The sequence below is a fragment of the Rossellomorea vietnamensis genome (genome assembly GCF_025398035.1).
In the GTDB taxonomy this organism is placed as follows: Bacteria; Bacillota; Bacilli; order Bacillales; family Bacillaceae_B; genus Rossellomorea; species Rossellomorea vietnamensis_B.
In genome coordinates, this window is the sequence record NZ_CP104558.1 from 3,235,460 (window position 1) to 3,247,829 (window position 12,370).

The following is a 12,370-nucleotide window of genomic DNA, read 5'->3' on the forward strand; positions in this document are numbered from 1 at the left end:
GGAATCCATCATGGATGAGAAGAAGCGATTTATACAAGAGTTCGTACCGGGTAAACAGGTCACATTAAGTCATGTGATCGCCAATCCCGATGAAGGTATGTTTGAAAACTTAGGGATACAACAGGCGGGGGCGTTGGGAATCTTAACCTTGACGCCAAGTGAGACGGTCATCATCGCAGGAGACTTGGCAACGAAAGCAGCCGATGTGCAATTGGGATTTCTGGATCGCTTTACGGGGAGTCTGGTCATTGTCGGGAGTGTTTCTTCCGTTGAGATGGCGATGGAAGAAATCAACCGTTTTCTATCTGAAACCCTGCATTACACCCCTTCACGAATAACCAAATCATAAGGAGGGATGAAGGATGACGAGAAAGAACAGGGCTATGCTGATCGGATCGATCGGAGCTGGGAAATCGACTCTGACGAATGCCCTACTGGAAAGGAAGCAAAAGGCAGTGAAGACACAATCCCTTAGCTATTCTGACTGGATTGTTGATACTCCTGGTGAATACACGGAAAACCCATTTTATTATAAAAACATCATGGCAACTTCCCTGGAAGTGACCCATGTCTTATACTTGCAGGATGCGACCCGAAAGAAGACCATCTTTCCACCAAATTTCAGTACAGGTATCAATAAACTTCCTATCGGAGTGGTGACCAAATGTGATCACGATCAAGCCGATGTGGAAGAAGCTGTAAGACAACTGCAACGTGTGATTCCGTCTGGTCCCATCGTGCTCACGTCTTCTTTTAACGGAAGGGGCATGCAGGAAATTCGGAATCTGGTAAACTGTGATTCTCTCGGTGATATGAGGGAGTATATTTCCACTTTGAGTGGAGAGAACGTATTCTTCATATGAAAACCTTTACAAAATTCTAAAAATAGACTATATTCTAATTATAACAAGATATCCGGGCAAAGGCGCTCAATACAACTGTCATGACGTATGACGGTTCGTATTGGGCGTCTTTTTTTATCTTTACGAATGATTTTGCAGCTGGGAGGTGGATACTTTGAAACGTTACGATCCAGAGAGAGAGGAGATCTTGAGTGCCGGGATTGATATCGGGACGAGTACGACCAAGATGGTGATCAGTAAATTTTCTCTGATGAATATGGCCGGTGGGACCCATATGCCTCGTATTGAGATTATTGATAAAGAGATTCTTTACAGAAGCCCTATTTTCAGGACTCCACTTCAATCCAGCACCTCAATTGATATAGAAGCAGTGGAAAGACTAGTCATTGAAGAATATAAAAATGCGGGTATCAGTCCCAGTGATATAAAGACCGGGGCTGTGATCATAACGGGTGAGACAGCCACAAAGAAAAATGCACAGGAAATGGTCCACCATTTATCCGACCACGCCGGGGATTTTCTTGTAGCGACTGCAGGTCCTGATTTAGAGGGAATCATTGCGGCCAAAGGATCCGGTGCTTACGAGTATTCAAAGAAGACGGGGAAGGTCGTCGCAAATATCGATATCGGCGGTGGCACAGCAAACGTGGCTGTCTATCAATCCGGCAGACTCTGCGGGACTTGTACACTCCATATTGGAGGAAGATTAATCGAATTCAAGGGAGATACCATACAACGTATTTCCCCCCCTATTGTAAATGTTCTGCAAAGCTGGGGAGAGTCCCTCCTGGAAGGGGAAGTAAATTCCTCATCAGAAATCAAAAAAATAACCAATTTTATGGCAGAAGTCATCGCCAGGATGCTGAATCGGAATCTATTGGATACCGATCTTCCCCTTCTATTGGGTCATCAGCCGAATTGGACGGAAAGGATAGATGCTATCATGTTTTCCGGTGGAATCAGTGAGTGCATCTATCAATATGAAAATCCAGAGGATTCCGAAGCACAATATGATGATATCGGGAAAATGCTCGCAGCCTCTCTAAAAGAAAATGAAGAGTTGAATGGGTGGGAGTGGGTGAATCCCAAAGAAACGGTCCGTGCCACTGTACTTGGAGCCGGGACACAGACCACTGAAATAAGTGGGGCAACCATTCATGTTGAAAGCAGAGATCTTCCATTAAGGAATCTTCCAGTTTACCAGGTTCCATTTGTACATGATTTAGAAAAGGGGCTGAGCCTTATACATGAAGCAGTTGAGAAGGCTGTGCAAGTGTACGATTCGCAGCGGGAGGGGATTAACTTTGCCCTGTACCTGACCCAAATTCCTTACCTGGGATTTCAGGATGTACAGAGGATGGCGAAAGCATTACTCGACGCTATCAAAACAAAGCCAAATCCGGGTCAGGCACTTGTGATTGTCCTTGAAAGTGACCATGCAAAAGTGCTGGGACAGACACTCAAGGTCCTGAACCCGACACAGACGATCCTTTGCATCGACCAGATCAATGTAGAGCACGGAGATTATATCGATATAGGCAATCTCCTGCAGACAAGTGTCGTCCCGGTCGTCATCAAAACATTAACCTTCCATCATTGAGAAAGGAGGCGCCGTTGTGAAGCTTAAAACAACGTATGAAGGAGCAGTATACTCATTTTCGTCTTTAAAAGAATTATTCGCTAAGGCGAACGAAGAAAAATCAGGTGACCGCCTGGCAGGCATCGCAGCTGAGACGGTTCAGGAACGGATCGCAGCAAAGGAAGTATTGAGTCATTTGACTCTTACAGAGATCAGGGAACATCCCCTCCTTTCGCCGGAAGAAGATGAAGTGTCCAGAATGATAGAGAATCAGGTGAATAAGCCTGTCTATGAATCCATTAAGAATTGGTCCGTGGCAGAGTTGAGGGAGTACATCCTGGATGACGCCACTTCGGGTAGTGATTTAAAGAGAATCAGTAGAGGATTGAACAGTGAGATGATTGCGGCGGCGGCAAAGATCATGTCCAATCTCGATCTCGTCCATGCAGCGAATAAGATGGAAATCTTAACTACATGTAACAGTACGATCGGTTATAAGGGGACACTCGCTTCACGGCTGCAGCCAAACCATCCGACGGATAATGTGGACGGGATGATCGCCTCCCTTAAAGAAGGACTTTCCTACGGTATGGGGGATGCTGTCATTGGAATTAACCCTGTGGATGATTCAGTTGAAAGCGTCAAACGTCTGCTTCATGCTACCAAGAGCTTCATGGACGATTGGAACATTCCCACTCAAAACTGTGTCCTTGCTCATGTGACGGCCCAAATGAAGGCGATTGAACAAGGCGCGCCGGCAGATATGATCTTCCAAAGCATCGCAGGCACGGAAGCGGCCAACCGCTCCTTCGGTATTTCGGCGTCCTTACTTGAGGAAGCGAATGATACGGCGAGGACGCTTGGGACGGGAACAGGTCCTCAGAGGTTATATTTTGAAACAGGGCAGGGATCAGAGCTTTCTGCTGAAGCCCATTACGATATCGATCAGATGACCCTTGAGTCAAGAAACTATGGATTTGCCGCCTGTTACGATCCTTTTATTGTCAACACGGTAGTCGGTTTCATTGGACCCGAATACCTCTACAACAATAAACAGGTCATCCGGGCCGGACTCGAAGACCATTTCATGGGGAAATTGCACGGCATTCCAATGGGGGTGGATGTGTGTTACACGAATCATATCAAAGCGGATCAAAATGATATCGAGGATCTGGGTGTACTCTTGACCGCTTCCGGTGTGAACTTTGTCATCGCGACTCCGATGGGGGATGACTGCATGCTGAACTATCAATCTCTGAGCTATCATGACGTGGCCGCCATCAGACAGACGATGAGGAAACGCCCATCCCCGGTATTTGAAGAATGGCTTGAGAAAATGGGAATCTTTGAAAACGGTAAACTCGGTAAAATCGCCGGAGACCCGACCATCTTTTCACGATAGGAGTTGAAGGAATTGAATCCAGAGCTTATCGAACACGTAACCAAACTGGTCATGGAGAAAATGCAAGGCCAGCAACATACAGGAGTAAATACAGCGTCACCGGTCAAATTTTGGGATCATACATCGGGGAATGAAAATAAAACCGCTTATTCCCGCAAGCAGGATGAATCGCCTGCGAAACACCAGGGTGAGCTGATCAAATTCAATCCTTACAGTGAAGCTCCTCAAGAGAGTGAGGCGAAGCCCCCCTCAGAAAAGCGGCCAAGTCGGGGAGAGGAATCAGTTTCTCAGGAACTTCAGGAGCTGAAGGATAAGACGCCGGCAAGGATCGGAGTGGGAAGGGCGGGGGTAAGGCCCAAAACCGATACATGGCTGAAATTCCGCTTCGACCATGCTGCGGCAGTGGATGCCGTATACGGAGATGTAAAGGAATCGCTTTTATCCCGTCTGGAATTGTTCAAGGTGAACACACAGGTCGAGGATAAAGAGGTATATATCCGCAGGCCGGATTATGGAAGGAAGCTCTCTGAAGAGGCAAAACGAACCATTTCAGATCGCTGCAAACAAGCCCCGACCGTCCAAATCGTCGTATCGGACGGCTTGAGTTCAAGTGCGATTGAAGAAAATGTAGAAGATGTGTTTCTTTCACTAAAGCAATCCCTTACCAGTCTCGATCTTGATATGGGAACCCCGTTCTATATCGAAAAGGGAAGAGTGGCTGTCATGGATGACGTCGGGGAACTGCTGAAGCCTAAGGTCGTCGTGTTATTGATAGGAGAAAGACCTGGACTTGTCAGTGCAGAATCGTTAAGTGCCTATTTATGCTACAAACCGAGAAAGGGGATCATTGAAGCCGATCGTATGGTGATCTCCAACATTCATAAAGGTGGTATCCCCCCTGTTGAAGCAGGCGCGTATCTGGGGACGGTCATTCAGAAAATTTTAAAATATGAAGCAAGCGGTGTGTCACTTGTGAAGAAGGAAGAATAGGAGGGGACGGAAATGGCATTAGAACGGATCTATGCAGATATCCTGGCGATACGGATCATCCCGAATGTAGATGACGAATTAGCCAAACAGTTTAAATTGGAGCCACATCACAGGAGCCTGGCCATCTTCACCTCGACCGTCGATGATATTGGATATACAGCACTTGATGAAGCGACAAAGCGCGCTGAAGTGGAAGTGGTCTACGCCCGGTCCTTTTACGGAGGTGCCGCCCATTCGTCAGGTCCGCTATCCGGGGAGATGATCGGGATCATGGCAGGACCTTCCCCCGATGAAGTGAAAAGTGGGATGGAGGCCGTACTTCAAACGTCTGAGTCAGGAGCTTTCTTTGAAGCCCTGGATGTTGAGAAGAGTCATGCGATTTATGCCCATGTGGTATCCAGGACTGGGACGTATCTTTCCAAAGAGGCAGGAATCCAACAGGGAGAGCCGCTGGCCTATTTGATCGCCCCTCCGCTGGAAGCGGTATATGGTCTGGATGCTGCGTTAAAGGCAGCTGATGTGGAGCTGGTTAAATTCTTCGGTCCGCCATCTGAAACCAACTTTGGAGGTGGTCTTCTGACAGGATCACAATCAGCATGTCAGGCTGCGGCTGAAGCCTTTCGTGAAGCCATAACAGACATCAGTCACAATCCAGCCAGATATTGATCACCATTAAGAACAGGAAAGGAGAGTGGTAATGTGCCATTCGATAAAGATCTCCAATCCATCCAGGAAATGAGGGATGCTGTCAGCAGGGCAAAAGAGGCTCAAATGAAATACTTGTCCTTTAGCCAGGAACAAGTAGACGATATTGTGAAGCAGGTGGCAGAAGCCGCCTATGCAAAATCACTCGAGCTCGCTCAAATGGCTGTAGAAGAGACTGGTATGGGATTAGTGGAGCACAAGAAAATCAAAAATGAAGTCGGATCCATGGACGTTTATGAATCGATCAAGGATGAAAAGACGGTAGGGATCATAGGTGAGGATCGGGTAAAGAAAGTAACGGAAATTGCCTATCCGTTCGGAGTCGTAGCAGGAATCATCCCGACAACCAATCCTACTTCAACGGCCATTTTCAAAACATTGATCTCGCTAAAGACGAGAAACGCGATTGTCGTCAGTCCCCACCCCCGGGCAGTGAACTGTACCGTTGAAGCATTAAAGATATGCCATGATGCCGCTGTTAAAGCGGGGGCTCCCGAAGGATTGGTCGGATGGATTTCGAAGCCCTCCATGGCGGCAACCAATGAGTTGATTAAGCACCGGGAAATCGATGTGATATTGGCAACAGGTGGCGGAGGCTTAGTCCGCGCAGCCTATAGCTCCGGAAAGCCTGCCTATGGCGTCGGACCGGGGAATGTTCCGGTTTATATTGAAAAATCCGCGAAGGTGAGTCAGGCGGTATCCATGATCGTAGACAGCAAATCATTCGATAATGGAACGATTTGTGCAACGGAGCAGGCCATCGTGGTCGACCGTAATATTCAGCAAATGGTCATGAGGGAGCTGAAGAATAACGGGGCATATATCCTGAATGAGGAAGAGAAGGCTGCACTGGAGAAGATCATTTCCCCTGCACCCGGTAAATTAAATCCTCATATTGTCGGTCAGCATGCAGTGAAGATCGCCGGTTTGGCAGGGATCACCGTACCCGAAGACACAAGAGTATTAATCGCAGAGGAAACCAGGGTTGGGAAGCATATCCCCTTTTCCATTGAAAAGCTGTCACCGATTTTCGCTTTATATACAGCCGACAGTTACGGGGAAGCGAAGGATTATTGCTTAAAGCTCCTTCATCTTGGGGGAAGGGGCCACAGTTTATCACTCCATACGACCAATGATGATGTGGCTAAGGAAATGGCCATTGAGATGCCTGTGTCCCGGATGATGGTCAATACTCTGTCATCCATCGGGGCAGTAGGGGCCACAACAGGCTTAAAGCCATCCTTGACGCTCGGGTGCGGGTCCTTCGGAGGCAATATTACATCAGATAATGTTTCTGCCCGCCATCTCATCAATATTAAGAGAATGGCCTATGGGATCAAGGAGCCTTCCATACCGAAAGCATCACCTCCCGTCTCTATAAAGAAAGAGTCGAAAGAGAATCAAGAGGTCGAACAAATTGTGGAACAGGTATTAAAGCAGGTACCTCAAAACGAGATGGACCCTGAGCAGTTTGCTGAAATGGTGAATCAAGTTATAAAAAAATATCAATTACAATAAATTGGAGGAATGAAAAATGAGTAGAGAACTAACAGCATTAGGAATGATCGAGACAAAAGGATTGGTAGCATCCGTTGAGGCAGCTGACGCCATGGTAAAGGCAGCAAATGTGCATTTAGTCGGAAAAGTCCATGTAGGTGGCGGAATTGTCACGGTATTAGTAAGAGGGGATGTCGGTGCAGTTAAAGCGGCAACTGACGCAGGATCTGCAGCCGCACAGCGCGTAGGCGAAATCATGAGTGTCCACGTGATCCCACGCCCACATAACGAATTAGAAAGCATTCTGCCGAAACAAACGGTTGAAGTATAAATCGGTCAAACAGTGAGGAGTATGAAACATGAATAATAAAGCCATTCAAACGATTGTGGAAGAAGTCATGTCCCGATTATCTCAGGAAACAGAAAAGAAGCACTCTGTTCCGATGGCGGTTTCTGCTCGGCATTGCCATGTAAGTCAGTCCGATCTGGAAGTTCTCTTTGGAGAAGACTATAAGCTGACGAAGAAGGCCGATCTGTCCCAACCCGGTCAATTCGCTGCAAACGAATCCATCACCATTGTGGGACCAAGAGGAAGCCTTGAAAAAGTGCGCATTCTTGGTCCTGCCCGAACCATGACCCAAGTAGAAGTGAGCCGGACCGATTCGATTAAACTGGGGGTTAAGCCTCCTCTCCGGGAATCCGGTGATATAAATGGTTCGGCTCCTATCACGCTTGTGGGTCCAAAAGGGAGTCTCTACAAGAAAGAGGGACTGATCATTGCCCAGACTCATATTCACATGACACCGGAAGACGCTCAGAGTTTTGGAGTGGGAAATGGAGAAATAGTGGAAGTGAAAGTGGACGGCGATCGTCCTGTTACATTGGGTAAGGTGCTGATTCGTGTATCTTCCAGGTACAAGCTTGAAATGCATGTCGATACGGACGAAGCAAATGCTGGATTGATTACGGGGAAAACGACAGGGACACTGGTGAAAAACGGAGAGATTCTATGATCGATCGCGAATTAGTCGAACAAATCGTCACTGAGGTGTTGAGGAAGCTCCATACTACAGAAGTCCAGCCGCCCTATATATCAAAGCCCAACCTCCTTGTGATAGGAGACATAGCCAGCTTAGAGCCTGAGCAATTCGTGAAAATGGAATCATCGTGGAACCTGTTATTCTGCGACTCTCTTGAACACGCGGAACTCCATACAGCTGAGAGAGTCGTATTTTTAGAGGCAACACAGGATTTGATCGTGAAAGGAGCACTCGGTATAGGGGATACGCCCGAAAGTGAACTCCTATCACGTTGTATTCTGGAGTATGTACCCGTTACCCTTATTCCAAAGAAGTATATTAGCCAGTTTCTGTTTGATCACAGCAGACAGAACTCGGACTATATTCAGCAGTTACTCTCTTACAAAAAGCTGTTGCTGAAATTTGGAGTCAAGGTAGAAGAATGGAGTACCTTCATCGATCACAAGAGGGAAGAAGGAAAACAGGAATTGACGGCGACTGTGCCAAAGAAACCACTACTCACACAAAGAGATGTTCAAGATCATCAGGAAGATGAAATCAAAGTCGATCAACAGACGATCATCACCCCACTGGCACGTGATACAGCAAGGGATTTAGGGAAGAGGATCAAGGTGATGGACTAAAGAAGGGGAGAGAAGATCATGCAATTAGGGATGGTAATTGGCAACGTATGGGCGACAAGGAAAGAGGATGATCTGAAAGGGTTGAAATTCCTCGTCGTTCAGCCTGAACTCCCCGATGGCCAGTCGATGGAAGTGCCCTTCATTGCGGTTGACCGGATCGGGGCAGGCGTCGGGGATCAAGTACTGGTAACCCGGGGAAGTGCTGCGGCCAATATGTCCATGGACCCTAATTTGCCCATCGATGCCCTCATTATAGGAATCATTGACTCGATTGATGTGGAAAAGGAAAGAGGTGAAGAACGATGAGCAGATCATTGGGATTAATCGAAACAAGAGGACTGATCGGTTCCATTGAAGCGGCGGACGCCATGTTGAAATCAGCCGATGTCACACTGGTCAAGCAGGAAAAAGTCGATGCCGCCCTCGTGACCGTTTTGGTACAGGGAGATGTCAGTGCTGTACAGGCGGCTGTCGATGCGGGGAAAGAAGCTGCCAAACGGGTTGGAGAACTCGTATCCGCACTGGTTATTCCCCATCCGGATGAAGAGATTGGGAATGTTCTTTTGAAAGATAAAAAATTACCTGAGGTAAAGCCTGATAAGAGGGGCCCGCAGCCTAAAGGGAAAAGACCTTCTAAGAAAAAGGAGGAAGTTCGGCAACCTTCAAAAGCCGACTCGAAAAAGGCAGAAGACAATAGTGAAAATCCATCACCGAAGTAGTAACAGTGGAGAAAATCAAGGATGATAGAGAACGGAGGAAAGAAGCATGTCATTTAAAAGGAGAAAGATTGCCGTCATCGGGGCTGGGTTCACAGGTACCACCGCAGCGCTGATGCTCGCTCAAAAAGACCTTGGAGATATCGTCATTGTTGATATTCCTTCGCAAACCAATCCGACCAAAGGCAAAGCCCTGGATATGCTCGAAGCAGGTCCTGTACAGCGCTTTAATGCCAAGATTTCAGGGACATCCAGCTATGAAGACATTCAAGATGCCGACCTCGTCCTCATTACAGCGGGATTGCCCAGAAAACCGGGCATGAGCCGGGACGACCTGGTCGCAACCAATGAAAAAATCATGACGGATGTTTCTGAAAACATAAAGAAATACGCCCCAAACAGCTATATCATCGTCTTGAGCAATCCGGTCGATGCCATGACGTATGTCTGCTATAAAACCACCGGATTCCCCAAAAACAGGGTCATCGGACAGTCAGGAGTCCTCGATACAGCTCGATTCAATACCTTTGTCGCACAGGAGCTAAATGTCTCCGTCGAGGATGTCACAGGATTCGTCCTCGGGGGGCATGGAGATGATATGGTCCCACTTGTGCGCTATTCCTACGCAGGAGGCATTCCACTCGAAAAAATCCTTCCACAAGAAAGAATCGATGCCATCGTTGAAAGAACACGAAAAGGAGGAGGGGAAATCGTCAACCTCCTAGGACAGGGAAGCGCCTATTACGCCCCCGCGGCAGCAATGGTCCAAATGGCTGAGGCGATCTTAATGGATAAAAAGAGAATCCTGCCATCCATCGCTTATCTTGAGGGAGAGTACGGCTACAACAATGTTTATCTTGGAGTCCCTACCGTATTAGGCGGGAAGGGAATAGAAAGCGTCATCGAGATTTCACTGACAGGCGAGGAAAAATCTAATTTAGACAAATCCGTTCAGTCCGTTAAAAAAGTGTTGGAAATGCTGAAAGTTGGGTCTGGGTAAACTATATTCTGGAAGGGAAGCACGGGGACGGTTCTCGTGCTTCTTTTTTCCTGTTGCTTATTTTTAGAATATTATGGTAAGTTAGAATGAACTCCAGATTTTTCCTTCGTTATACTCTCTTTAAGTCTACAGATTTAATCTACTTATCTGTAATACTTCAATTTGGTGGAAATTCAGCTGTTTTGTGATAGTAAGCAAATGTTCTTGTTTAAAGTTCTAAAATCAGAAAAGGAAGATAGAAGGAGGTGAAATGAATGCCTCGTCATGCAAGAAGGAAAAGCAAAACGGGAGTATACCATGTCATTGTGAGGGGAGCGAATAAACAGGAAATTTTTCACGATGATTTTGACCGCATAAAATACCTGGATCTCCTGCAGAAATATAAAAGCGAATCAGGCTTTCGAATGTACGCATGGTGCCTGATGGGAAATCACGTTCACCTGTTGATGAAAGAGGGAAGTGAAGATATTTCACTTGTGATGAAACGGGTGGGTGTGAGTTACGCCTTTTATTACAACTTCAAGTACAATACGACGGGTCACCTTTTCCAAGACCGGTTTAAAAGTGAAAATGTAGAAAACCGCATGTATTTTTTGACTGTCGCACGATACATCCACCAGAATCCAATAAAGGCAGGAATGGCTTCTCGACCCCATGAATGGAAGTGGAGCAGCTGTCCCGGTTACTACGGGAAGACGGTCTATCCACCAACCCTGCTTGATCCCCACTATCTATTCAGTATGTTTTCTCCCCATCCATCCATTGCCCAGACTGAATTTAAAGAATTTAACGAGAGAAATAACGATGATCAATGCCTGGAGGCGAGCTCACTCAGAAGATTAACCGACGATGAGGCCAGAGTTGAAATCATGAAATGTCTCGGATCCTATGAAATCCCACAAGTGAAAAGCTTGTCCAGGGAAGAGAGAAATACCATATTGCGAAACGTAAAAGGAATTCAGGGATTGTCACAAAGGCAGGCTGCGAGGATACTGGGGGTTTCTCCTAGTTTGGTGTTTAAGGTTTAGGGGGAAGCATGGGGGAAGCGGGAAGCATGGGGACGGTTCTCTTGCTTCTTTATTGAGGGCATTGCGAGAGAGGGGAAATGGAAGCAGAAGAACCGTCCCCTTGCTTCCTATGGTATGATGAAATTCACACTAGAAATTTTAGGAGTTGGTTATATGGCAGAGGTTACGTCAGTGCAATCGGTTGATCGGGCTTTAATGATTCTGGATATTTTACAGGAGAATCCTTCAGGCTATGGGGTTACTGAGTTGGCTAATCGTTTGGATGTATCAAAGAGTACGGTTCATCGATTGTTAATGTCTTTATTGAAGAAAAGCTTTGTTCAGCAAAATAAGGAAAATGATAAATATTCCTTGGGTTTGAAGTTGATTGAGTATGGACAGGTTGTATCGGAGAATTTAGATGTGCGCCAATTGGCATCCCCTTATTTACATAAGTTGGCTGAAACGATGGAGGAAACTGCTCACTTGGTCATACTGGATCAACAAGAGATTGTGTATATTGATAAGATTGAGAGTTCCCAGACGATAAGAATGTTTTCCAAGGTTGGAAAGCGAGCACCTATGCATTGTACGGGAGTTGGGAAGGCGATTCTGGCATTTCTACCAGAGCAGCAGGTAGAGGATATTATCAGTACAAAAGGGTTACACAAATTCACCGAAAAAACGTTATCGAATCGGGATGACTTACTGCAGAATTTAAATTTGATACGGGACCGTGGCTTTTCCATTGATGATGAAGAGCATGAAATGGGAATCAAGTGTGCGGCTGCACCGATTTTTAACCATAATGGAGAAGTAGTGGCAGGGATCAGTGTAGCAGGTCCGATTATGAGAGTAACGGATGATAAGCTTGAGAGAATGGCCGAAGAAGTTCTTCACGCTTCAACGGAAATATCTCGCCTGCTGGGAGCCAGGGTCTAATGTGTT

15 protein-coding genes are annotated in these 12,370 nt (G+C 46.6%); all 15 read left to right on the forward strand.

The genetic code is table 11. From position 1 onward, the window contains the following. Positions 1-7 precede the first annotated feature (7 nt). The 15 genes from eutS (at position 8) to N5C46_RS16660 (ending at position 12,364) form a co-directional block, all read left to right on the forward strand. On the forward strand, positions 8-349 hold the full coding sequence (gene eutS / locus N5C46_RS16590; protein ID WP_229596748.1) for an ethanolamine utilization microcompartment protein EutS: 342 nt from the start codon (positions 8-10) through the stop codon (positions 347-349). A gap of 13 nt (positions 350-362) precedes the next feature. After that, positions 363-863 carry a EutP/PduV family microcompartment system protein gene (locus N5C46_RS16595; RefSeq protein WP_261749458.1) on the forward strand — a complete coding sequence of 167 codons (501 nt, stop codon included), beginning with the start codon at positions 363-365 and terminating at the stop codon, positions 861-863. A 154-nt stretch (positions 864-1,017) separates the two neighbouring features. Further along, on the forward strand, positions 1,018-2,463 hold the full coding sequence (locus N5C46_RS16600; protein ID WP_261749459.1) for an ethanolamine ammonia-lyase reactivating factor EutA: 1,446 nt from the start codon (positions 1,018-1,020) through the stop codon (positions 2,461-2,463). Positions 2,464-2,479: 16 nt separating this feature from the next. Continuing rightward, complete coding sequence (locus N5C46_RS16605; RefSeq protein ID WP_261749460.1) at positions 2,480-3,844, forward strand: ethanolamine ammonia-lyase subunit EutB; 1,365 nt, start codon at positions 2,480-2,482, stop codon at positions 3,842-3,844. Positions 3,845-3,856: 12 nt separating this feature from the next. Next, positions 3,857-4,834 carry an ethanolamine ammonia-lyase subunit EutC gene (gene eutC / locus N5C46_RS16610; RefSeq protein ID WP_261749461.1) on the forward strand — a complete coding sequence of 326 codons (978 nt, stop codon included), beginning with the start codon at positions 3,857-3,859 and terminating at the stop codon, positions 4,832-4,834. A gap of 12 nt (positions 4,835-4,846) precedes the next feature. Further along, positions 4,847-5,500 (forward strand): ethanolamine utilization microcompartment protein EutL, encoded by a 654-nt coding sequence (eutL, locus tag N5C46_RS16615; protein ID WP_261749462.1) that lies wholly within the window; start codon positions 4,847-4,849, stop codon positions 5,498-5,500. A gap of 33 nt (positions 5,501-5,533) precedes the next feature. Continuing rightward, positions 5,534-7,057, forward strand: coding sequence for an acetaldehyde dehydrogenase (acetylating) (locus tag N5C46_RS16620; protein ID WP_261749463.1), 1,524 nt, complete (start codon positions 5,534-5,536; stop codon positions 7,055-7,057). A gap of 16 nt (positions 7,058-7,073) precedes the next feature. Beyond that, complete coding sequence (locus tag N5C46_RS16625) at positions 7,074-7,367, forward strand: BMC domain-containing protein (protein ID WP_229596682.1); 294 nt, start codon at positions 7,074-7,076, stop codon at positions 7,365-7,367. Between the two features lie 28 nt (positions 7,368-7,395). Continuing rightward, positions 7,396-8,049, forward strand: coding sequence for a phosphate propanoyltransferase (gene pduL, locus N5C46_RS16630; protein WP_261749464.1), 654 nt, complete (start codon positions 7,396-7,398; stop codon positions 8,047-8,049). After that, positions 8,046-8,699, forward strand: coding sequence for a hypothetical protein (locus N5C46_RS16635; protein ID WP_261749465.1), 654 nt, complete (start codon positions 8,046-8,048; stop codon positions 8,697-8,699). The genes pduL and N5C46_RS16635 overlap by 4 nt, the downstream gene beginning before the upstream one ends. A gap of 18 nt (positions 8,700-8,717) precedes the next feature. Beyond that, positions 8,718-9,005 carry a EutN/CcmL family microcompartment protein gene (locus tag N5C46_RS16640; protein WP_261749466.1) on the forward strand — a complete coding sequence of 96 codons (288 nt, stop codon included), beginning with the start codon at positions 8,718-8,720 and terminating at the stop codon, positions 9,003-9,005. Beyond that, complete coding sequence (locus N5C46_RS16645) at positions 9,002-9,418, forward strand: BMC domain-containing protein (protein ID WP_261749467.1); 417 nt, start codon at positions 9,002-9,004, stop codon at positions 9,416-9,418. The genes N5C46_RS16640 and N5C46_RS16645 overlap by 4 nt, the downstream gene beginning before the upstream one ends. Before the next feature lie 46 nt (positions 9,419-9,464). Beyond that, positions 9,465-10,415: a malate dehydrogenase gene (mdh, locus tag N5C46_RS16650; protein WP_261749468.1), complete on the forward strand. Its 951-nt coding sequence runs from the start codon at positions 9,465-9,467 to the stop codon at positions 10,413-10,415. A 254-nt stretch (positions 10,416-10,669) separates the two neighbouring features. Next, on the forward strand, positions 10,670-11,443 hold the full coding sequence (locus N5C46_RS16655) for a transposase (RefSeq protein WP_261749469.1): 774 nt from the start codon (positions 10,670-10,672) through the stop codon (positions 11,441-11,443). A 153-nt stretch (positions 11,444-11,596) separates the two neighbouring features. After that, a complete protein-coding gene (locus N5C46_RS16660) occupies positions 11,597-12,364 on the forward strand; it encodes an IclR family transcriptional regulator (protein WP_261749470.1) in 768 nt (255 codons plus the stop codon). Positions 12,365-12,370: the final 6 nt, after the last annotated feature.

Excerpts from the sequence above, each read along its gene's own strand:
- mdh (WP_261749468.1), top strand. The coding sequence starts at position 9,465 with ATGTCATTTAAAAGGAGAAAGATTGCCGTCATCGGGGCTGGGTTCACA.
- N5C46_RS16635 (WP_261749465.1), top strand. The coding sequence starts at position 8,046 with ATGATCGATCGCGAATTAGTCGAACAAATCGTCACTGAGGTGTTGAGG.
- N5C46_RS16625 (WP_229596682.1), top strand. The coding sequence starts at position 7,074 with ATGAGTAGAGAACTAACAGCATTAGGAATGATCGAGACAAAAGGATTG.
- N5C46_RS16595 (WP_261749458.1), top strand. The coding sequence starts at position 363 with ATGACGAGAAAGAACAGGGCTATGCTGATCGGATCGATCGGAGCTGGG.
- N5C46_RS16645 (WP_261749467.1), top strand. The coding sequence starts at position 9,002 with ATGAGCAGATCATTGGGATTAATCGAAACAAGAGGACTGATCGGTTCC.
- N5C46_RS16640 (WP_261749466.1), top strand. The coding sequence starts at position 8,718 with ATGCAATTAGGGATGGTAATTGGCAACGTATGGGCGACAAGGAAAGAG.
- N5C46_RS16655 (WP_261749469.1), top strand. The coding sequence starts at position 10,670 with ATGCCTCGTCATGCAAGAAGGAAAAGCAAAACGGGAGTATACCATGTC.
- pduL (WP_261749464.1), top strand. The coding sequence starts at position 7,396 with ATGAATAATAAAGCCATTCAAACGATTGTGGAAGAAGTCATGTCCCGA.
- N5C46_RS16660 (WP_261749470.1), top strand. The coding sequence starts at position 11,597 with ATGGCAGAGGTTACGTCAGTGCAATCGGTTGATCGGGCTTTAATGATT.
- eutL (WP_261749462.1), top strand. The coding sequence starts at position 4,847 with ATGGCATTAGAACGGATCTATGCAGATATCCTGGCGATACGGATCATC.